Origin of the sequence: Sinomicrobium oceani, assembly GCF_900119185.1 — a bacterium.
Taxonomy (GTDB): domain Bacteria; phylum Bacteroidota; class Bacteroidia; order Flavobacteriales; family Flavobacteriaceae; genus Sinomicrobium; species Sinomicrobium oceani.
In genome coordinates, this window is the sequence record NZ_FPJE01000018.1 from 18,801 (window position 1) to 40,324 (window position 21,524).

Below are 21,524 nucleotides of genomic sequence, written 5' to 3' on the forward strand. Positions count from 1 at the left end.
GTGAATTCATGGGATTCATTCATCCCCATTGGTGCGCGATTGTACCACATTCTCTCTCCCCTCTTGCCAGTTCCACAACCGTACCACAAAATTGAGTAGCTTTAACCTATACGCAGCAACTACAAGTTCCACCATACCGAAGACCTGTATTTTGTACGTTTTGCCGTAGCGGAGTGGCCGGATGTTTTTCATAAGAACCCCATCCAAGAACGTATGGCTCGATAGCCGGTCTTTTGCCATAAGCAAAAAGGTATGGAAATAATAGCCTGGTGCATCATGATCAACCATTTGCATTTGGTCTTCAGGAGCGTAAAGGGTCAACATCCTGCCTTGCTGTTGGGTGGATATCTCGGAATCAATTAGTGCCCTAAAAACGGCGTGTTAGATTCTTCATCAAATTTGGGGGAATTATATGAACTGCTTTTTGATTTTGTGCTTATTGGAGTAAAACCCTCATGTTTATCACAGCGCATTATTATGAAATGACATAGAAAGCGAATTAAAATGAAAAACAACATTCTTAACCCTCCTATATTTTCTGGTAAGCAGTTGGGAGCAATGACCTAACTACACAGAGATATTCGAAGATCATCCCTATCTTTATAAACCATAAAACTTCTATATGAAAATAATCACTGTAGCTACCGATTTAAATAATTTCTTTTTAAGAAAATTCCTGGTTCCTTCTTGCGAATATTTTGGCTTCGATCTCGTCATTCTATATGCAAAGGCTCCCTGGGAAAGTCACCGTATGAAGGATAAATTATTAATCCCGTATTTAAAACAACTGAATTCTAATGAATTAATTCTATTTACGGATGCCTATGATACTATGATGCTCAACAATGCCCACCGGCTTATGGAGCTATATAGCCAACTTGAAGGCTCCTTCATTTTCTCATCTGAAACGAACTGTTTTCCGGAACCCGATTTATCAACGGTTTATCATAAAATAAAAAATAATGATAATAATAACTATTTAAACAGCGGAGGATTTATATGCCGATCCAATCATATATTAAAAATCTTGAGTAATCCTTCTCTAAATGCTAAAAAGATTTTAGAACCATTTGGTTTCAAAAATGATATTATAGATCATTATGATAAAAGATATGGATGGAGTAATCAATATTATTGGACTTTAAAATACTTTTCGATGTATCCTGAAATAGAAATAGATACAGACTCGCGATTATTTTTAACAACGGGAACTCCTCTGGATCTATTTAAAGAAAGTTATGGAGAATATACACAGTATCAGGAGCAATCAAATCTTTACAAAAAGGAAAAAAATCGGTTACGTAACATGATGGCATCATTGAAAGAAAAAAACGTTGTTCATTTACATTTTTTCAATACTGTTTCCAATCATATATTTCGGGAATTTTATCTTACAAATTCTTTTCCTAAGTGGATTTATGAAATCTTAGATTCAAAAAAAATAATTGAAAGAGCTGAAGTTATAGAATTTTAAAGACATTATTGAGTAACCTGTAGGAGAGATATTACATATTACGGGATGCTCTGTAAGGCTCCCCCCAGACAGAAGCACTGTTAAAGACGGTATTTTCTTGGCAGAAGCCTATATTTGCTCTGTAGGATGTTTAACATAAATACATTGATGAATAAAAAGTTTTTTTAAATGATGTAAAGTCAGGTTATATATGATATCGTAATTACTTTTCCCTTTACCGGGAGGAAAACATTTTTCCAGATATAAGACAATATCATTTATACAATGAGGCTCTTCCAGAAGTATTAAAATATTATAATCAAGTTCACTTATCACTACTTCTTTATATCCTTCAAAAAACAACCGTGGTACATATGCAAGTCCGAAATTCTCAACTTCGTCACCCAAAAGATCAGGGTTTATAGCTTCTTTTACAGCTTTATCCCAACCGAAAGATTCTTCAAGTATTTCCAAATAACAATTTTTCTGAACAAGGGTTTCAGCTTGCTGTTCCTTTTTTAGATAAAAATAACTGTAAAAATCTGTAGCAGCCAGCTCTCCATCCAATAATTTCTGATTTTTTATATCTCCCCATTTCTGTTTTAATTCTTTCAACGTATCAGCAAATGAATTGACTTCTTTTGAATTTGAATACGAACATTTATTAATAGTGTCAAGTTGATCTGATTTACATAGAGATTCATTTTTATGAGCAGGGACAGGTACGTTAGAGGTTTCGTACGTCCGAGTCAGAAAGAAACTGATCTTTTTTTCAAAATTTACATGTTCGTGACGAAAAAGAGAGACTATTTTATAAAAAAAATCGGGATATTCTTTAAGCAAGATCCGGCTAAGAAGTTCGCATATTTCTTGTTCTCGTTTCTTTGTTCCAATAATATGTAAGTATTTCAGGTTAAATGGTACTGCGGAAAAATCAGCAAACCTGCTGGACGAATAACCGCTATCTTTAAATGTTTCCGAAAATAAGGTAGTAACTTTTTTTTCTTCTGATCCGGTTAATGATGCAAAAAGTATTTGTTCAAAAAGTATATTAAAATTAATCGAAGGATTAAAGCCCTCTCTTTGATTATGATTAATAAATTTTATGGCCTCTTTTGTATATTCTTTTATAAAAGTTATGTCGGACCCTCCTAAAATACCAGCATTATAAGACGTTATAGATTCTTTCTTTAAATTATCTATGAGGAAATCGGGAATATATTTCAGGTCCTTTTCCAGATGAGTCATCATTTGTTTATAATAGTCTGTTCCGCGTTCAATATTTTGTGCAATTAAATCTCCGGCCTCTAAATGCTCAGGAAATCGTTCCCAAATAAACACGTCTCCATCAACATGTATAAAAGACTCCTCTTGAGATGCATATGTCATTATCTTGGGTAAAGCCCATAAGCTTTCATGATAGTGATTGATCGTATCGTAACATACCTCAACACCTTTATAGGGCAACTTCAAATAATCGATGAGGATATTGTATCCGTGGGTATCTGTATACAGGTACAAATCTTTATAATATTCCTTTAACCTAAGACAACTTAAGGTCCAGGCCATTACATGATACTGTGGAGAATGCCAGCCAAAATTATTGGTTAGTAAGTTCTTACTACCAGACCATAACGATTGGACAATTCTCATATAGTCAGAGTTCTATTGATTTGTATCATTACACATATAGAAGAACCATTATGGCCAAGGTAAAATTTTACGACCGGATACTACAAGCAGAATCAACATAACATCTTTAATACTAATAAAGCTATCATAGTTTTAGCTTTGGTAAAGCGTTGCCTATTGGTGTGGTCATAAAACTATCTCCCGCCCTGCAACACGTAATAATACCTACTTAAGATCACAATGAATAAACGCATAAAGTTTCGATTCATATATACAACTCTAACCTATGAGTTCAAAAATACTACTGCTTTTTATCAACAGATATTGGTGAGCTAAAAATTTCACTAAGTTTTTTAACCAACGGGCTATTCTGTTCTATAACATTATAACGTCCCACTATAACCCCTTGCCTATCAACGAGAATATACATAGGTATGGTAGTCAGATCGTATTGATGACTAATATGATCAAAGGTTTCTCCGCGAGGCCCTACCAAAATATGCAACCAACTGTCCAGTTTCTCCTTTTGTATTGCATTTTCCCAGGCGATTTTGCTATGATCAAGAGACAGACTGACAATTTCAAGGCCTTCGTCTTTATAAGTCTCATACATTTTTTTCAGGTAAGGATTCATCCGTACACACGGAATACACCACGATGCCCAAAAGTCCAGCAGCACATATTTTTTTGATTGGAAAGATTTCAAGGATACCCATTTGTCATGAATATCACGCATAAGAATCTCCGGCGCAACACTTCCGGCAACAGCTGTAGGTTTATCATCAGGTATCAAGCTCTTTTGTATTTGCCGGCCATATTTATTGTTTTTTACAGCATCAGAAAGCATACTGTAATAATATTCCAGAGAATCCCCGGATATTCTCCCCGCATAATATCCCAATATATAAGAACTTATAAATGTATTGTTATGAGTTTCTACAAAGTGCAGGTCAATAGCTTTAATACTGTCCTGAAAAGGAATAAGTTCGCGTCTCAGACTTTCCATTTTACGCAACACCGTTTTAGAGGTATCTCCTTTCGCATAGCTATCCTTTATTTGTCCATAAGCCTTTTTAACAGGTTTACTCGAGGCTTCAATGGTTTTCTTCAACAGTTTCAATTCTTCCAGTATTTCCTGGGAACGTGAGCCTTCTATAACCACGTTTTTAAAGTCATGTTCTGTTAACGCTATGGTGGTTATTCCCGGCTCGATAAAAAATTCTGTCATATTCGGATCGTCAACCGCTCTCGATTTGGTGTTACCCTGTATTGTTACGCGTGTGGGTTCGGTAATTGAACCACGAAACTCGAATTTTCCGTTCTCTATCTTGGTCGTATCCTCTGTCCATATTGCATTCTCATCAAAATAAGAAATAGTAAGAGCTTTTGTATCCCGGCCTGTAAACTCTCCATAAATCGTAAAATCATGCCCAGGTTTACCAGCTTGAGCGTATATCGCCCCGAAAGAAAAACTACAAATTATATATAACAAAAAATTTTTCATCGAGAATAATATATTAAAAATATATAAAGTAAGAAGCATCGAAAAAATTCTTAGTAAACCTTTTCAATGCTTCATTGAATTACAGTACACATCCCCTAAGAAGTAGCACAGATACTATAGTCCTGTTGTGGTATTTTAACACATTTCGGACAGTTTCCACCACATTCGCTGTCAGATGTACATTTCTGACCCGGCACACTACAGTTAAAGCCTCCGCTACCACCATTGCCTCCGCTACCATTACTACCTCCCAAAATTGCTTTCATTTGTGCCCTGGTCAATAATTCTTCTGCATTGAGATTTAGAGCTTTTAATTTTAGTTTTTTCATGTTATTAAATTTTGATTAATAATTACAAATATTCAGAATCAGAATATATTATAAGTAGATTTTCAATCTTTTATATTTTTTTCACATGGCCTAAAAACTTTTATCTCATCAAAACAAAGGTTTTTTACATCTGAAAGATCTATTTTCTTCAATTCCGTTGTTGTCAATATTGCCTTAGCAGTAATTTTGTTTTCTACAAATAACTCCTTGACCATCTTTCCTTCCCTCGTATACAAATAGGTTTGCCTGTTTTTATCATATTTAATCGGAAACCCCATTCCTTTCATATCCTTTAACACATTGGCCAGACCGGATTTACTCAGATGAATTTTTCTCGCAAGCGTCCCCTGATCACCCGTGGCCTTCATCCGGATCAGAAAATCAATATATTGTAACCTTAAAAAATACTTGGCTATTGACATGTAAATTAATTTTAGGTTTTAGCAGTCATACGATAAAAGTATTTGAGATCAGTTACCGAACATATTTCGGGCAACTGATAAAATTCAACAACCCCATTATCATCGTATAAAAACATGAAAAAAGTTGGTGTAAATCTATTTGAGTTTTCTCCACCCAACTGTGCATCGCCTCTATTTTAGAATATTGTTGTTTCAGCTCTCTATTGTGTGGATATTTAGATGTAAATAATTGATAATCCTTCAACAGTAAAAAATCATAGAATTCTTCTTTCCTTCCAATTACGGAATAAAAGGCGTTGAGATTTTACCGAACTTATCCCGATCCATCTGAATACCTATATTTTCTATTTCATAGCTGTTCAAAATATCACTAATACTTAAAAGACTTGGATAATCAGGATGTTCTTCGTTTTCTTTAGTAAGCGTCCGAATGGAAATTTTGACCTTTAGTAAATAATCTATTTCCGGACCTTTTTCTTTTGGTTCCAAAAGTCTTCTGAAAGGTGTTAACATCACAAAAAATATGAACACATATAATCAAATCGCATTGAAAAAGTATAAATATTTACAAATATTATAATAATATAGGTAAAAATCAAAAACAATTTAAAAAAACAACTTAACTATTTGGTAAGTAATAATTTTATATCAAATAAGAATTATCTTCTAAAAAACAAAAAGACCATGATGATATAGCATGGTTCCTGTACACAAGTGGTTAAAAATATTCATAAGAAGACGGGTTCGTTTTCTCAAGATATAGTTTTGGGGATTGTAGAACTAAAACCGTATCTTTAGGAAATTGGAAGCAGCACCGGAAAAGGTATGGAAAGCAGTCAGTTTGGAGCTTGTTCCTGTAATTTGAACAGGGCCTGTTCTCATCATACGGAATCCAGGTGACAATAAAGAAACCCGAAACATGTGCTGACCGCGGTGTTCACCTGCCAGTAAACAGAATTTCCATTTCGAAAAACAGGTAAAATAAAACCTTGTTTTACAATCATTTGTAAAACCATTATGCCTTAAAATTAATGCCCCGTACCCTTAGCACTTTTGTAAATTCGGTCCTTGTTTTAGTATTCCTCACAGCTTGCTCAAATCATACCACATTCAACGATCCTGAGCAGGAAAAGGAGATAGACAACCTTATGATTTTTGCAAAATCCTACGGATTGGTAAAATATTTTCATCCCAGCGACAATGCCGCTTCCATAGACTGGGATTTGTTTTCGGTATACGGAACAACGCAAATACTCGAAAATACCGGTAAAGATTCCATAAATACCATACTCAAAAATATATATGCCCCTATTGCCCCAACGGTTTTGTTTAGTAATGAAAAACAATCGATTGAAAATATCAACACTACAGATTCCTGTGTTAAATGGGCCTATTGGCAACATCAGGGGCTTGGCATGGATTCATACGATCCCAGTAAAATATATTATAGTGTAAGGGTCAATGCGATAACCCGGGAAAGTAAAGCATCCGGCCAGGGCAAAATTCTCAAAAGTTTCAGTGCTATAGATTACCATGGACAGGAAATAGCGTTCAGAGCAAAAGTCCGCCTGAAAGAATTTTCAAAAGGAACCGGACATTTGGTATTGAAAATTACAGATAAGAACGGAGAGGCCTTATTTTATAATGCGATGTCCCGCAAACCGATAAAGAGCGGCGAATGGGCAGAATACACGATCAGCACGAAGGTAGACTCTTTGGCAAATAAAATTGCTTTTGGCTTCTCCCTTAAGGATCAAGGAACACTGTTTATAGACAGCTATTCTATCTCACAGGGAAAACCAAATACGAATTCTGAAAAACTTATCCTCAGTAAAGGCAGCCCGATGGACTTATCAATGGATTGGGAACGCGAGGGAAGCGGATATGCATTCTTACCTGAGAAGGAGCAAACCGATAAAGAAAATACAACCATAGCCTTAAAATTTACAGATTCTGTTATTGAAAAAGTTGAAGATAAATTATTTGAAGAAACTCCAAAACCAAACCAAATCCTCACAAAAAAATTAGGTAATGCAACCTATTGTGAACTTCCCGTAACCCTTTGCCTGGAGCATGAAAAAACGCTCCCTATAGTCCCGGATCGCGATTTTGCTCAATTCAAGGAAAAGCTTAACAAAACTAAAATTGATACCAGCGGACTGGGTTTCCGAATTGCCAATGTCATCAAGGTGTATAACATTGCCGAGCATTTTCATCCCTATTTAAAAGAGTTGGATGTAGACTGGGAAAAAGAGCTTAGAAATGCTATTGTAAAATCCTATGAAGACCGGACTTTTGCCGATCATGTAGCAACTCTCGAGGAGATGGTTGCCAGGCTAAAGGATGGGCACACCAGAATCGATGGGTATGATAAGGAAAAAGGAAGGCTCCCCGTGGCCTGGGATATTCTGGAAGACCAGCTGGTAATAACAAATGTTTTAGATGAGAAATTACCTGTACATATAGGCGATGTGGTCGTTAAAATAAACGGGGAAGATCCCGATACCTTTTTAGACAGGTTCCGGTCAAAAATATCTGCCGGAACCCCGGGCTGGCTCCATGTGAGACTTGCGGAAGAATCGGTCATCGGAAAGCCCGGTGAGGAGATCACGGTCCGGGTAAATGGCAAAACCATCCCGCTTTCGTATACCGATACCATTTATAATGATGGAAAGCGAAAAAATTGGTACAGGCCGGCATACAAGGATATTTCAAAGGATACAAAATATATAAACCTTACCATGAATGATATTGAGGCTTTTAACAATTTAATTCCGAGATTGATTAAAGCCAAAAATCTTATCTTCGACCTGAGAGGATATCCCTATCCAAATCTCTCCTCGGATGTTATTTCCTATTTACTTAAAGAAAAAGATACGGCATCTTCGTGGATGAGGTTGCCTAAATATATCTATCCCGACCAGGATAATGTTGCCGGTTATATAAAAGGAGATTGGCGTCTTGACCCCAAAAAACCTTATTTGGGCCAGAAAAACATTGTTTTTTTAACCAATGGTAAAGCTATTAGCTATTCCGAAAGTTTATTGGGGTATATCAAAAGCTATAAATTAGGCACCATTATCGGTGAACCTACTGCCGGAGCTAATGGAAATTATAATAAAAGCTCGCTATTAGGGGGGTTGAAATTTTTATGGACAGGATTATATCTGGTACAACCAAATGGCGAAAAAGTCTATGCAAGGGGCATACTCCCGGATATCGAACGGAAAGAAACGATCGAAGGCTTAAAAGAAAATAAAGATGAAGTGCTGGATTTTGCCATTCGATACCTGGAGTCTATTTAAAGCCTGTTCCTTTGATAAACTCTGCACGGAGATAACACCCCATGGAGACCGTAAGTGCACGTTACCTTGCCATGCTTCGCACAACCTTAACAGCATAAAATGAAGGCTATAGCCTCTTAGGGACGCCTTACAGACAAAATTAGATAGTTTCCCGGATAAATTATTCATTATAACACCGAACCCAGGTCTTTGCCCGACCCGGAACCGCTTATAAGAAAAGTTAATTCATCACAACAGGCAATTTTACCATGCCGGATTTTAAACTCCGCCAATACTTTATGCGTATTTGTAGTACCATCTCGCAATACGGAATAGACGTGGTGTTTGGTAAAAACCGTATTGGAATTACCAGCACAGTTAATGACTTCTACGTGCACATGCTTGATTAAGTCTTTCAGCTTTCTGATATGTTGCTTAAAATGTGCTAAATCTAAAGTGGAGTGATCAACGGTTTGCGTGTAATTATCCGTAAAATACTGATGAATCAATTTTTCGTCATACACCGGGTTTTCGATAATGTCTTTTAGCATTCCTTTTACTATTGCTTCCATGGCATTAAGATTTAATGTTCGAAACAAAACTAAGAACAGGAAAGAACGAAACAGATAACAATTGTTAATTAACGTCGGTTACGTATTCTACTTAAAGAAACGGATGTGATGCCCAAATATGAGGCAATATAATGTTGTGGTACCCGACGGAAAATCTCCGGAGCCCGATCTAACAACTCCTGATATCTTTTTTCGGGCTTGTCTTTTATTCTGTCAATAAGCATTTTTTGATAGGTTAACAGGCGGTTCATCAAATATTCATTAAAAGTTGCCAATAAGGCAGGTTTTTGCGCCAGGAGTTCCATTGTTTTTTGTTTATCGATTGCTAATAATTCTACATCTTCAATCGCTTGAACAGAATAAAGGCTTTGCTTGTTATACCAAAAGCTTTCCATGCTACAGAAGAAATGATTTTCGAAGAGGAACTGAAAAGTAACTTCCTTGCCTTCGTGAAGCGTCCACCCTCGTAAAATACCTTTTTTCAGATAGTAAAACTTTCCCGAACGTTTTCCTTCCCGGATGATCATCGCTTTTGACTTTGCATATTCTGGTGTAAGATGTTCTTCAAGCAAATGATAAAAGGTGCTATTGACATCAGGCATATTTATAAATTTCTTTTGTTACTTTCCATGGCAATAAACTCCGGTAAATATTCTGGTGTACACCTTTTTGAAACCATTTTACCTTTGTACAGACCGGTTTTTCCACTAAAGGCAATACCATCCATGGTTTCGATACGCTTCCCATAAACTCCAATTCAGCCTGCTGTAAAGTTCATAACCCAATCATAGCCTCGGTTATGTTGATACTGAGCTTACCGAAGTGCCCAATTACCTAAGGCTGTACTTCGATAGACTCCGTACAGGTAATCTCAGCGCAGATGTAACCTACGCAAAAGGTTGTGCTAAGATAAGTACTGTTTACTTTCTTTTCGCATAACCGTAATGGCCTATTAGCAATCCGGGAAAATACAGAATATTTGAAAGTGTTTTTGTTTAGGGGGCGCCTTACCCTGACATCCCCGGGATTGGGAAACGATTATTTCAGTTTCACTTTAATGGTTTCTTTCCCCGGTTCCACCTCTATAATACGCATCAGGAAATCGCTGTGAGACACCGTATAATACTGGCGCTCGTAATAGTCTACCCTTCCCCCGTAGGAGCCATAGCCACTTCCGGAATACTGGTCATAGGAACCTCCGGAGGTCCAGGGTAACGTTCCCATAATAATGTATTTTCCGGGTTTCATTTTGGGAAACGTAAACTCTCCCCGCGCATTGGTTTCGCAATACAACCTGTACCGGTACGCAATGCTGTCCATATAAACAATCCTGTTTTTCTTGACGTTTTCCTTCTTCTTTTTAAGTTCATACCACTCCTCAAAATAAGGCGTATACGGAAACAGCTCTACCGTAATATGGTTGGCAAAAATCCTGTTAGCCAACGGAGCTTTAAACCCCAGGTTGTTTTTAGGTTTGGTAAAAGCCACACCTTTTACGGTCGCATCGCCCTGGGCCAGGGCATTTATAGCGGCAACCGAATCGAACTGTTGCTCCGGAAAGATCTTCTGGAGCGGGTGTTTTTGATATTCTTCCTGCTTATATTGGGCATTTACGGGTACCCACCCCATAAAAAGAAAGAGGATCGGTAAAAGGACATGTACGTTTTTCATGGGTGTATGGTTTTAGCTACGGATACTTCATTGTGGTACGGTTGCGGAACTTCATACTGAAACCGATAATATTCATGGCTGTGATCATCACCGGAGCACGGAGGCCGGCAACCTGAGTACTACGCGATAGAAAACGGTACTATAGTACGTTTTGTTTTACGAGTATTTGTTTTTTCGGATCAAAATGATCCCGGTTCTCGAAAATTTAAGATATCAGGGTTAAAATTATGCATTAATCATGATACGACCGGCATAACCTCCCGGTGCTTTTTAGGATGCTACCCCGGTTAATGAGAATTCCAGGCAAAACAGCGACGATCCCAGAGCATCCGGAGTAATCCGTGCGGATATCAGGAGAGCACATGATGACTTTCTTTGTGGTAACGGCCCAAACTTATAAGCTGCCCCTGAATGGTACAACCCCTGAAAAATATAGAACACGAATTTTAAAATCTCCTCGAGCTCCCGGGCAGCTGTAGACGATAGTATACCTATTGTTAACCTAACCTGTCTTTTATGGACAAGGAAACTATGTCACATCAATGTCGAGATTTTAGCCTTATACGCGTCTACCGACAATTTACCCATGGAGAATTCGATATCGGCAAGTCCTTTTTCTTCTGCCGGACTTAGCTGGCGCCGGTATATTTGTTCCACCATTTCAGTTTCATTTTTCAGCGGCTCAAAAACATGTTGTCTTTTTTGAAAACTTTCAAAATAGCGAACCCCGAAAATCCTTTGAGAAGATGCATCTATATGTATCTTATCCGGGTTGGCCGTCAGGCCGGAAGCCGTGACAAAATAGCAATTCGGATTGTTTTCAGCATACTTTTTCAATGCCTGGTTTACCTCGGTATAAGATGCGAAGTAAGCCCCGTATACACCTTCTGTAAGAAAATCACCCAGCCCCCCGATAAGCAGAGGGATATCCGGCACACCGAGCTCCTCCCTTAAGGTTTTGATGATAACCGCAAATTTTTCACCGTAATACCGGGCATTGTCGGGTTGCGAATCATTTTCCCCCTGGTGCCAGAGGATACCTTGTAAACTGCTCGTTTTTTGAGCAAGCTTTGCCTGGGAAACAGCATGTTGAAACAACGCTCCGTTTACATCCCAATCCGCCAGGCTCGTACCCCCGTCTGCACAGGGAATCAGACCTATTTTGCCGGTCTCATTACTCAAATGCCATGCAGCGGCAAAAGAAGCAGCAAGGCCTATACCGGCATTGGGGCGATCGTAATTTACAGGCTCCCACATCGTTTGCCAGCGTCCGTTTCTAAGCATACTGATATGGTGATTGTAAATCAATGGGACGTCGTTTAAAAATCCGCGGCCCGCCATATTGGATTGACCTATCATTAAAAATGAATGCAACATATCGCTATCGGTTTCCGGCAAAAATAAAATATATTTTCAGCCTGCCGGGCCCATTTTCAACTTTTTCAACAGACTAAAAACTCCTCATCCCCGATTTTTATCCTTCCTGACGATTCTTCATAACAAAAGACGTTTGGAGTGCCCCCTGTACTCCCCCTATCCGATTTTCACTGCTTTACCGATTAATTTATCTCCGAAAAAGGTCATATTGGGTACTTTCGTTTGTGTAACAACCACGCTTTTATAAAAGGTGCACCCTGCCCCGGGAGAAGTATAATCCGGCCCCTTTCTTAAAACTGCTCCCTCAGCGCATCTTCACCTATCGGTTTGGTCTGGATAAGCACCCTTTTCGTATTTCTTTTTAAGACCGTTTCCCCAAAATAAAACACATCATCCCTTTGGCCAACGACCAGTAAGCGGGTGTTCCGGACTATAGGAATTTCTGACAAAAAAAGGTCTTCACTCGCTTTTTGGTACGATATAAAAGAGTTTATGCCCTTGTAGAGCACATAAAAAGTATAATAATCGCATGTTTTTCCGGAAATCTCTACCTCAACATCCAGGTAACCATCCGGCTCTACAAAGGCATCTATATTGATCCATTTCAACTTATCTGACATGATGGGATAACCGATCTTTTCATAAGCTATCTCATGGTAACGGGAAAGCGAGTCCCTCGGAATAGTTTTGGGCATATCTATACGGTATTCCGTATCAAATGCAATTATGGAAACATAGAGAGATTCCTCTAACTTCCATCGTATATCACCGGGAGACTTCGCATCCGCATACAAAATCTGATGCCCTGCAAGGCGATTATCTGGGAAGTGTATAGGGATTCTTTGATTTTTCCGCAGTGAAACAGATGCTCCTTTTTCGTCGATAAGGTCCAGGAATACCACACCTGAAGATCGCAGTAACCTGTTATCGTCCGTTATCGTATTGATACGGTGAAACAACAGCTCCCGAAAATCATAAAACTCCCGTAGTACCAACGTTACGTTTTGATCTTCACCAAGGTTAAAAAAATTCCGCTCAAACCATATTTTAGTTCCTGCTTTCCCGGTAAGCATTATAGCATCGCCGGTACCGATATCAAAACATTGTGTTTGCGTAGTACTAAAGGGTTGCAACAGGTACTCCGGATCGTCTTTTTCTTTGTCCGGCTGACAACTGCAAAAAATCATAATTTGCAATAAGGTGATAAAAAAAGGAGTCTGTATTTTCCGCATAGAAACAGTTTTCTAATCCCTTAACAATAATCCTGCCGGGACCACAAAAAATAAAGCTCTTAGATACTATCCGAATTTCAACTACCGCCTCTCCGGTATAAAAACACCTCCACAACCTCAACGGAACAGCGCCCCGGCTTATGATAGTTGCTTCTACTTTTCTTAAAATTCCCATATCCGGAAAAAATCCGGAACTTTTAAGATATTATGCCGGGCTGATCTGTATATTTTTTCTAATATTAAATGGCAGAAAAAATTCTGATTATAGTACGTAAAGTTGCCAGGCAACAACGACGAACCCAAATGTACAGGACAGCTTACCAGCCAAATGGTATTTTATCCTTTTTTAAAACCCTATATACCCCTACTTATGGAAAAAAGATTTGATGCCCCTACCGGAAACTCCACGAAACCCCAAACCACGGGACGTGCTTCCAACGAACAACAACATCCCGCTACAGCCACCATTTGCGGACTCATTGCACAAAACGCACAGGCACAACCCGGGCGTACGGCAATTATCGATAGAAACCGGACTGTGACCTACGGGCAACTCACGGACCGGGCCCATGCTATTGCCGGAGAACTCGCGGCACGCGGTGTGGCATCCGGATCGCTTGTCGGGGTGTGTATGCACCGCCACTGGGAGCTGGCAGCTACCCTGCTGGGCATATTACAGGCCGGCTGTGCCTATGTCCCGCTCGATCCTGCTTACCCGAAAGATCGCGTACGCTACATGCTGGAACATTCCCGTGCCGTGGCAGCTATAGTAGACGATGAGCACTGTGCAGCACGTTGTACGGGTGTAGACGAACTGGTATGGCTCAACGAGGTAAAAACGGAAAATACCACACCCCCTCCAGGCCCTTCTGCAAACGACCTCGCCTATGTCATCTATACCTCCGGTTCTACGGGTCGCCCCAAAGGAGTGGCTGTAACGCACCGCAACGTGGTGACCATGACCCGGGCCATGGCCGACATCCTGGATGCCAAAGCCCTGGAGGGTATGCTGGCCGCAACCTCCGTCTGTTTCGACCCCTCTGTTATGGAAATCCTGGGGACCTTAACCCTGGGCGGAACAGTGGTCCTTGCAGAAAACATGCTCGACCTGCCGGCCTTGTCAGCAAAAAACCTGGTAAAAAGCTGCGTGGTCGTGCCCTCTGCCATACAGGCACTGCTCGCCTCCGGATGGGTTCCGCGAGGCATACGCACTATCGTGTTTGGCAGTGAAGCACTGAAGCAGCCACTGGCCGACCAATGGTTTGCACTGCATACCGGGTCGCGGGTATTCAACGCCTACGGTCCTACCGAAGATACCGTCTTCTCCACAGCTACCGAGATTTTTAAGGACACCCGGAACATCACCATAGGAAAATCGGTCGTCGATTCCCGTTCCTATATTCTCGATGAAACGATGAACCCGGTTGCCCGGGGGGCGGAAGGCGAACTATTCCTGGCCGGAAACAAACTTGCCCAAGGCTATCTGTTTGACGAAGAACGTACCGCAGAACGTTTTATCAGCATGAAACCTACCGATACCATTCCGGAGCATAGACTGTACAGAACCGGCGATCTTTGCCGGAGAAATAAAAACGGGGATATCGAATTTCTGGGTCGTATCGATCAGCAAGTCAAGATCAGGGGTTTCCGGATCGAACTGGAAGAGGTCGAAACCGCACTGGAATCTATCCCCGGCATTACCGTAGCGGCCGCTGCCGCCATCGATGGCGGTACGGGACAGAAAATACTCGTCGCCTATATCGTGAGTTCCCATACAGCGGTCGGCAGTGAAGACATAAAAAAACATCTCGCAAAAAAGTTGCCCGGTTATATGGTCCCGCAGCGGATCATTCCGCTGGAAGAACTCCCCCTCTTACCCAACGGCAAGCTCGATCGCAACCGGTTAACACACCTTGCCGATCCCGGACGGGAACACCGCGAAACCCTATCGCAAAACCTGCCGGGCCACCGCAAGGATGCCATACAAACCACAATCCGTAACGAGGTCTCCGCCATTCTCAATCTCCCCGACCCCGGATATATCCTGACGGACGATTCCTTCGACAGCCTGGGGCTCGATTCGTTGTCGAGCCTCGAACTGAGTGTCCGGCTTTCCAAACTATTCAACCTGAAACTTTCTGCTACCGTAGCCATGGAATACCCCTCTCCCGGAGCGCTCTCCCGCCATATCCTGGAGCGTAAAGACAACGGTACGGCTGACACCCCGGGAAGACCACCCTGTAAAGTTGCATCGGATACCCTGGGGACTTTCCAGGATCACATCCGCTCCAGCCACCCCACATTTCAGGCGGCAAAAGTATCCTCCTGGTCTGCCAACGACAAGAGCAAACTGGTACGGGAAGTGCTGCGTATGGTCAACGACCAGGACCGTAATCCGTACAGCAAAGTACTCCGTACCGGGAGCGCCACCCGGGGTACTGTTACCGATGCCTATAAAGACGAAGAACAGGAAGCTATTATATGGACCACCAACCTCTACCTGGGGCTGAACCGGGACAAAGAGGTGATCGCAGAAGCCGGTAAAGCGCTGCAGCAGTTCGGGAGCGGTATGGGAACTTCCGCAGCAGCTTCCGGGATGACCGACCTGCATGTTACCTTCGAAAAAGAGTTTGCCGGACTGGTAGGCAAACCCTCGGCCTGCCTTTTTCCTACGGGCTACACCGCGAATGTCGGCGCCGTAGCAGGGCTTCTCGGCAGGAATGATGTCGTGGTCATCGATCAGCTCTGTCACGCCTCTATCGTAGACGGCGCCCGCCTGTGCGGGGCTGCGATCCGGACATTCCGGCACAACAGCGCCTCCGACCTCGAAGCCGTACTGAAATCGGAAGTATCCCCGTACCGTACGGTCCTTGTGGTTCTCGAAGGGGTATACAGTATGGGCGAAGGTGCTGCGCCCGTGGCAGACATTGTACGTACGGCAAAAGCGTATGGCGCATTGGTGCTGGTGGATGAGGCCCACTCCTTCGGGTTTTACGGCGAAGGCGGTGCGGGTATCTGTGCCGCACAGGGGGTTACCGAAGAAGTCGATTTTATTATGACCACACTCAGCAAAGCCCTGGGTAGCCTCGGGGGCGTAGTCGCCGCCAGAAAAGATCATATAGATCTGCTGAAATCATCATCGAGGGCCTATATTTTCCAGGCCTCTGTAAGTCCGGCCGACATGGCTGCGGCGCTTACCGCCTTACGACGGTTACGCGAAGACGATAAACTGCGGGAACGGCTCTGGGATACGACCCGTTATATGCGCCGCCGGTTTACCGAAGCCGGCTATGACCTCGGCACAGGGGACGGTCCTATCGTAACCCCGCATTTCAGCGACAAGGATACCTTATATGCCATCGTACAGGGCATGTACAAACGCGGTGTTCAAACCTCGGCAGTTACCTATCCTATCGTAGAAAACGGAAGGGGGCGCCTCCGGCTGATATGCTCCTCCGCCCATACCCGTGACGATGTGGACAAAACCCTCGATGCGCTGATCGCTGCCGAACACGAGGTCCGTGCGCAGAAGCCCTCCGAAAGTAGCCGGAATACCGACAAAGAAACACGGATAGCCATGCAGGCCGACATAGAAAAGTGGCAGCACGATTTTGTAGCCTACCTCCGGGCCTCATTAGCCGGAACCCCCGTGCGGCAAACTCCCGATCTCGTGCTAACCGTACGTACTGCGGACGAGGAAAACCCGTCTTCCATAATTATCCGTAAACAGGAAATTACCACGGCTGCCGAAGATATCCCCGATCTTCCCCGGTGTACCCTGCTGCTCAAAGACAACCGGACGGTTACCGCCCTGCAAAACGCAGACATACAGGAACTGCTGTACGGTATCAGCACAGGTTCCTGTGTGCTGAGCGGGCAGGTAGAACCCTTTGTCTGGTTTATGGCCCGGATCGTGGAAAAACAACAACCCGTTATGGCAGCACTTTCATAAACCTTAAAATACAGAAGAGACCGCCTAAAGCGTTTAAAGCGGCCTTTTTCTATGGTTACTGTTGCGTTGTTTCCTACCTCGGGCCGGCAAGCGCTGAGCCATGGTCACCGGCCTGTTGCAGCGCTTGCTTTATCGAGTTTCCTCATTGTAAAAGCGCTTGAAACGCATATTTTGATTTAATATACTCCAAGGCCGTCCCCTGGCACATCGCACGGGCAACAAAACCTGGCCCTGGCAACGCCCGGGTGTGCTTAAGCCTATGCTATAAACCGTCCTGGTGCTCCGGGTTGTCCTGGGTTATATTTTTGTCTTTTCGGTGGTTTTCAAACATCTCTATACCCGACTTTAGCACCCCGACAAATCCGATTCCGAGAACGATCACCCCTACCGCGATATTCGACGTGACTTCCGACGATGAAAAACAGTGCATCAAAAGACCGCAAGCGATAAACCCGAAAGCCAGCATAGCGAGCAGCAGCAGGGCCATTCTCCCCTTTTCGGGGCTTTCCCATATTTTTTTCGAAAATTTATTTTGGGTTTTAGCCGTATCCTGTAAAGTCGAAAAGCTCAGTGCCACACCGAATAACAGCAGGGCATAATTCAGATAGCCCCAGTCGGGATGACGTTGTGCAAGAGAAATGACAAAAGGAATATAATACCCTGTTGCTACCAGCATAAATGGGTATTGAAGGTAACTGATAAGGTGAAATACCTGGCATGGACGGATCATGGTTTCTGAGGGTGTGTTCATACGGCCCAAACACAAATATACTCCAATCCCGCTTCCGTCCGTCAACAAATGTGCAACTCCGCTACAGAAGAAGGGACGGCGGGGAAACAAAGCCTCTTGCGGTATATGCCGGCGCGACCTGAAAGGCCTCGCTTTTGTCTTACACGACGGGCTATTCAAAAATTTCACCGAGTTTTTGCAACAGCGCGCCATCTTCTGTTATCGAATCATAACGCCCGACAATTGTCCCTTCTTTATCGATAAGGATATACAAGGGGATGGTCGTAAGCCCGTAATGTTTACGGAACTCATCGAAAGCATCTCCCCGGAAACCTATCAGAATATGGGTCCACGCATTCAGCGACGATTTTCGGATCTCGTTTTCCCAGGCGTCACGGTTATGATCGAGAGACAGGCTTACTATTTCCAGCCCACGGTCTTTATAGGTCTCATATACCTTTTTCAGTTGCGGGTTCATCCGCACGCACGGGATACACCACGATGCCCAGAAATCGAGCAGCACATATTTTTCGGACCGAAAAGATTCCAGGGATACCCATTGGCCATCGATATCACGCATCCCGATCTTCGGGGCAACACTTCCGGGCATGGCAACAGGCTGCTCATCCGCGACCAGGGCCTTACGGATATCGCGGCCGTATTTGTTGTTTTTCGCAACATCCGAAAGCCTGTTGTAATAATATGCCAGGGAATCCCGGGATATTTTCCCCGTATAATAGCCCAACACATAAGCGCTGACAAAGGCGTCGCTGTAGGTTTCGACAAAGTTCAGGTCGATGGTTTTAAGGCGGTCCTGAAAAGGAAGGAGCTGACGTCTCAGGCTTTCCATCTTCTCCGTCACCGTCACGGACGTATCGCCCTTCGCATACACCGATTTGATCTGTGCATAAGCTTTTGCCACAGGTTTGCGCAAGGCTTCGACATCTTTTCTCCGTACGTTCAGGGTATCCAGCAGTGCCTGGGACTTCGAACCTTCCGTCACCGCGTTTTTAAAATCGTGCTCAGTGACCCGTACCCTCATCGCCCCGGGTTCTATGAATAATATGGTCCTGTCCGGATCGTCTACCGATCCCGATAGGGTATTCCCCTGTATGGTGACCAAGGTAGGTCGGATTACCGACCCGCGAAATTCGAAGGTTCCGTCGGCTATCTTCGCCGTATCTTCCACCCAGACTGCATTCCTGTCGAAATAAGAAATGCTAATAGCCCGGGTACCGCTGCCGTTAAAGACGCCATATAAGATAAATTCACCTTCCGGTTTTCCCTCCTGGGCACCTATCATACAGCAGGAAAGCGCATATATTGCATACAGGAATAAATGCTTCATACGACAATATATCAAAAATATACGGTATAGTACGCGGTTGTCCGGCAATAGCCCGGCAAAAAAGCGAACGAGATTAAAATCCCCTGAAAACAATGATGTTATCTTCGAATAATCACATCTATATTTGCAGAACAGTCCTGAACGACATGCAGCAATGAAAAACCAAAACATTCGCAACCCGTATTTTTATACGGTCATCGCAGTTTCTGCGCTTACTGTGGCCTTCCTGGTCTCTGCCGACAACGATATAGGCTGGGACTTTGCTGTGGTATGGTGTGGTTTTCTGCTATACATTCCTTTACTCTTTGTGAAAAACCGGATATTCCAGGGTATCGTAATCGCGGCAGAATACCTGTTTATGTCACTGGTGTTCCTGGTGATCATGGCTTTGATCAGGTACGCTCCGGGAGAGCAACTGGGGGCATTGACCCTGTTTATCGTACATTCGTTTTTGCGCTTGTACATTTTTCTTAAAATAGCAGGAGCCGGAAACCGCTATGCCCTGGTCCTGGGCCTCGCTATTACGCTACTCCTGGGCATTGCAGTATATGGGTACGGCTCCACGGATTATCTCAAGCTGATGTAAGAGCGGCCCGTACCGGTAACCGCGCCCTACAATATGGTGAGGGATACATGCCCTTGTATGTACCTCCTAACCCATAATTACGGCAGACTCCGAGGGAAGTTGTTCCGTGCCTGTCGCTTACACCGGAGCTTTCAGGCACATATCCTTTTGTTTTCACTTCTTAGATAACAATACGGGCACACTTCTTAATCTCCCCGAAGCATGGCAAAAGACATTACATTATTTATCCTGCGGATGTTCTTTCATATACCGGTACAATTCCGACCCGGCCAGTAAAAACGCACCGACCCCGTAAACCTCCGTACTATCGGCGTTCACCTGTGCGGGGCTGGCCCCTACGGGTTGCACATATCCCAGTTTTCCGTCTTTGGTAACGGCCGAGTTAAGCACCTTCCACGCCTTGGCCACCACCGGGAAATAGGTATCCTTATCGAGCATTCCATGGTTCAGCCCCCAGGCAAAAGCATAGCAGAAAAACCCGGTGCCACTCATCTCCTTTACCGGGAAACTCTCCGGATCGAGCAGGGAAGTACGCCAGCTGCCGTCCGGCTGTTGCAAATCGGCTAACCTTTTCATCATGGTTTTGTACAACATTTCGAATTTCGGACGATCGGGATGATCGGAAGGCATATTTTCCAGGACCCGCACCATGCCCCCGACGACCCATCCGTTGCCCCTGGACCAGAAGATTTTGGCCCCGTTCTTTTCCCTTTTATCAAAATAACGTTCATCGCGAAAAAAGAGATGTTCCTCCGGATCGTACAAAAAATCAGTCGTTTTCCACCAGAGCGTACTCGCAGTGTTGAGATATTCGGACTTACCGGTCACCGTACTCAGGTAGGCCAGCGCGGGAGGCCCCATAAACAAGGCATCGCACCATGCCCATTCGCGATACTGAATATCATTTTTCCAGGACAAAGACTCCTTATTCGGTTTGCCGATAATACTGTCGGCCTGCCTGGTAAAGGGTTCGATCATTTTTTCTTCCCCGTACCTGCCGTAAAGCTGTGCATAGGTCTGCCCGATACAGTAATCATCCGCATAGAAACGGCGGCGGCCCGTATTCCAGTTCATGTCTTCCCCGATATCGACAAGAACACGAAGATACTTTTCCCCGCCTTCCAGGCTGCCCATGGCATAAAGGCCGGTATAGCAGGAGGCGTGTATCCAGTCTGTTTTACCATAGCTGAATCCTTTCGTCTTCCAGGAATCGAGTTGCCAATCGGCTACGCGATGCATAATGTTGAGTATTTCCGACGGCCGGAATATAGATACCGGGGGCGCCGGATCGTTACCCAGGACAGGAAGCCTAAAACCTGATACCAGGAGTACGATAATTACGTGTTTAAGCTTAAATTTCATTCTTTTTCATTTTAACAGGTTTGTATAGTATTATGATCATGGTTTCGGTCCGGAGATTCACGTTTTTTGT

18 protein-coding genes are annotated in these 21,524 nt (G+C 43.2%); 4 read left to right on the plus strand and 14 right to left on the minus strand.

Annotated elements, in window-relative coordinates; translation table 11 throughout:
* Positions 1-15 precede the first annotated feature (15 nt).
* Positions 16-324 carry a hypothetical protein gene (locus tag BT112_RS15435; RefSeq protein ID WP_072318288.1) on the minus strand — a complete coding sequence of 103 codons (309 nt, stop codon included), beginning with the start codon at positions 322-324 and terminating at the stop codon, positions 16-18.
* Positions 325-622: 298 nt separating this feature from the next.
* On the opposite strand from BT112_RS15435, the gene BT112_RS15440 reads away from it, so the two are divergent.
* Complete coding sequence (locus BT112_RS15440; RefSeq protein ID WP_072318289.1) at positions 623-1,474, plus strand: glycosyltransferase domain-containing protein; 852 nt, start codon at positions 623-625, stop codon at positions 1,472-1,474.
* A gap of 108 nt (positions 1,475-1,582) precedes the next feature.
* Here the strand turns inward: BT112_RS15440 and BT112_RS15445 are convergent, their stop codons facing one another.
* The 5 genes from BT112_RS15445 to BT112_RS15465 all read right to left on the minus strand — a co-directional run bounded on the left by BT112_RS15445 (position 1,583) and on the right by BT112_RS15465 (position 5,829).
* Positions 1,583-3,106 (minus strand): DUF6734 family protein, encoded by a 1,524-nt coding sequence (locus tag BT112_RS15445; RefSeq protein ID WP_139276258.1) that lies wholly within the window; start codon positions 3,104-3,106, stop codon positions 1,583-1,585.
* A gap of 280 nt (positions 3,107-3,386) precedes the next feature.
* Entirely contained in the window at positions 3,387-4,589 is a 1,203-nt protein-coding gene (locus BT112_RS15450; RefSeq protein WP_175545805.1) for a TlpA disulfide reductase family protein, read from the minus strand.
* A gap of 95 nt (positions 4,590-4,684) precedes the next feature.
* On the minus strand, positions 4,685-4,918 hold the full coding sequence (locus tag BT112_RS15455) for a hypothetical protein (protein WP_072318292.1): 234 nt from the start codon (positions 4,916-4,918) through the stop codon (positions 4,685-4,687).
* Positions 4,919-4,980: 62 nt separating this feature from the next.
* Positions 4,981-5,340, minus strand: coding sequence for a hypothetical protein (locus BT112_RS15460; protein WP_072318293.1), 360 nt, complete (start codon positions 5,338-5,340; stop codon positions 4,981-4,983).
* Positions 5,341-5,619: 279 nt separating this feature from the next.
* Positions 5,620-5,829 carry a hypothetical protein gene (locus BT112_RS15465; RefSeq protein WP_139276260.1) on the minus strand — a complete coding sequence of 70 codons (210 nt, stop codon included), beginning with the start codon at positions 5,827-5,829 and terminating at the stop codon, positions 5,620-5,622.
* Between the two features lie 683 nt (positions 5,830-6,512).
* Between BT112_RS15465 and BT112_RS15470 the strand changes: the two genes are divergently transcribed.
* Entirely contained in the window at positions 6,513-8,645 is a 2,133-nt protein-coding gene (locus tag BT112_RS15470; RefSeq protein ID WP_175545806.1) for a S41 family peptidase, read from the plus strand.
* 167 nt (positions 8,646-8,812) lie between these two features.
* On the opposite strand, the gene BT112_RS15475 is transcribed toward BT112_RS15470, so the two are convergent.
* The 5 genes from BT112_RS15475 to BT112_RS15495 all read right to left on the minus strand — a co-directional run bounded on the left by BT112_RS15475 (position 8,813) and on the right by BT112_RS15495 (position 13,476).
* On the minus strand, positions 8,813-9,196 hold the full coding sequence (locus tag BT112_RS15475) for a nuclear transport factor 2 family protein (RefSeq protein WP_072318296.1): 384 nt from the start codon (positions 9,194-9,196) through the stop codon (positions 8,813-8,815).
* Between the two features lie 68 nt (positions 9,197-9,264).
* A complete protein-coding gene (locus BT112_RS15480; RefSeq protein ID WP_072318297.1) occupies positions 9,265-9,798 on the minus strand; it encodes a Crp/Fnr family transcriptional regulator in 534 nt (177 codons plus the stop codon).
* A 436-nt stretch (positions 9,799-10,234) separates the two neighbouring features.
* On the minus strand, positions 10,235-10,867 hold the full coding sequence (locus BT112_RS15485) for a hypothetical protein (RefSeq protein WP_072318298.1): 633 nt from the start codon (positions 10,865-10,867) through the stop codon (positions 10,235-10,237).
* Positions 10,868-11,401: 534 nt separating this feature from the next.
* Positions 11,402-12,244, minus strand: coding sequence for a sialate O-acetylesterase (locus BT112_RS15490; protein WP_072318345.1), 843 nt, complete (start codon positions 12,242-12,244; stop codon positions 11,402-11,404).
* Positions 12,245-12,534: 290 nt separating this feature from the next.
* Positions 12,535-13,476 carry a hypothetical protein gene (locus tag BT112_RS15495; RefSeq protein WP_072318299.1) on the minus strand — a complete coding sequence of 314 codons (942 nt, stop codon included), beginning with the start codon at positions 13,474-13,476 and terminating at the stop codon, positions 12,535-12,537.
* A 370-nt stretch (positions 13,477-13,846) separates the two neighbouring features.
* Here BT112_RS15495 and BT112_RS15500 point away from each other — a divergent pair, with 370 nt between their 5' ends.
* The gene (locus BT112_RS15500) at positions 13,847-17,428 is read left to right on the plus strand and encodes an amino acid adenylation domain-containing protein (RefSeq protein WP_083564962.1); all 3,582 of its coding nucleotides are present in this window, start codon (positions 13,847-13,849) and stop codon (positions 17,426-17,428) included.
* 262 nt (positions 17,429-17,690) lie between these two features.
* Here the strand turns inward: BT112_RS15500 and BT112_RS15505 are convergent, their stop codons facing one another.
* Positions 17,691-18,179, minus strand: coding sequence for a hypothetical protein (locus tag BT112_RS15505; RefSeq protein ID WP_139276262.1), 489 nt, complete (start codon positions 18,177-18,179; stop codon positions 17,691-17,693).
* 151 nt (positions 18,180-18,330) lie between these two features.
* Positions 18,331-19,506, minus strand: coding sequence for a TlpA disulfide reductase family protein (locus BT112_RS15510; protein ID WP_072318301.1), 1,176 nt, complete (start codon positions 19,504-19,506; stop codon positions 18,331-18,333).
* 154 nt (positions 19,507-19,660) lie between these two features.
* Here BT112_RS15510 and BT112_RS15515 point away from each other — a divergent pair, with 154 nt between their 5' ends.
* Positions 19,661-20,092 carry a hypothetical protein gene (locus tag BT112_RS15515; protein WP_083564957.1) on the plus strand — a complete coding sequence of 144 codons (432 nt, stop codon included), beginning with the start codon at positions 19,661-19,663 and terminating at the stop codon, positions 20,090-20,092.
* Between the two features lie 219 nt (positions 20,093-20,311).
* On the opposite strand, the gene BT112_RS15520 is transcribed toward BT112_RS15515, so the two are convergent.
* On the minus strand, positions 20,312-21,454 hold the full coding sequence (locus tag BT112_RS15520) for a glycoside hydrolase family 88/105 protein (RefSeq protein ID WP_072318303.1): 1,143 nt from the start codon (positions 21,452-21,454) through the stop codon (positions 20,312-20,314).
* Positions 21,455-21,524 lie beyond the last annotated feature (70 nt).

Coding starts and splice junctions, on each gene's coding strand:
- BT112_RS15435 (WP_072318288.1), bottom strand. CDS start 324: ATGTTGACCCTTTACGCTCCTGAAGACCAAATGCAAATGGTTGATCAT.
- BT112_RS15440 (WP_072318289.1), top strand. CDS start 623: ATGAAAATAATCACTGTAGCTACCGATTTAAATAATTTCTTTTTAAGA.
- BT112_RS15445 (WP_139276258.1), bottom strand. CDS start 3,106: ATGAGAATTGTCCAATCGTTATGGTCTGGTAGTAAGAACTTACTAACC.
- BT112_RS15450 (WP_175545805.1), bottom strand. CDS start 4,589: ATGAAAAATTTTTTGTTATATATAATTTGTAGTTTTTCTTTCGGGGCG.
- BT112_RS15455 (WP_072318292.1), bottom strand. CDS start 4,918: ATGAAAAAACTAAAATTAAAAGCTCTAAATCTCAATGCAGAAGAATTA.
- BT112_RS15460 (WP_072318293.1), bottom strand. CDS start 5,340: ATGTCAATAGCCAAGTATTTTTTAAGGTTACAATATATTGATTTTCTG.
- BT112_RS15475 (WP_072318296.1), bottom strand. CDS start 9,196: ATGGAAGCAATAGTAAAAGGAATGCTAAAAGACATTATCGAAAACCCG.
- BT112_RS15480 (WP_072318297.1), bottom strand. CDS start 9,798: ATGCCTGATGTCAATAGCACCTTTTATCATTTGCTTGAAGAACATCTT.
- BT112_RS15485 (WP_072318298.1), bottom strand. CDS start 10,867: ATGAAAAACGTACATGTCCTTTTACCGATCCTCTTTCTTTTTATGGGG.
- BT112_RS15490 (WP_072318345.1), bottom strand. CDS start 12,244: ATGTTGCATTCATTTTTAATGATAGGTCAATCCAATATGGCGGGCCGC.
- BT112_RS15495 (WP_072318299.1), bottom strand. CDS start 13,476: ATGCGGAAAATACAGACTCCTTTTTTTATCACCTTATTGCAAATTATG.
- BT112_RS15500 (WP_083564962.1), top strand. CDS start 13,847: ATGGAAAAAAGATTTGATGCCCCTACCGGAAACTCCACGAAACCCCAA.
- BT112_RS15505 (WP_139276262.1), bottom strand. CDS start 18,179: ATGAACACACCCTCAGAAACCATGATCCGTCCATGCCAGGTATTTCAC.
- BT112_RS15510 (WP_072318301.1), bottom strand. CDS start 19,506: ATGAAGCATTTATTCCTGTATGCAATATATGCGCTTTCCTGCTGTATG.
- BT112_RS15515 (WP_083564957.1), top strand. CDS start 19,661: ATGAAAAACCAAAACATTCGCAACCCGTATTTTTATACGGTCATCGCA.
- BT112_RS15520 (WP_072318303.1), bottom strand. CDS start 21,454: ATGAAATTTAAGCTTAAACACGTAATTATCGTACTCCTGGTATCAGGT.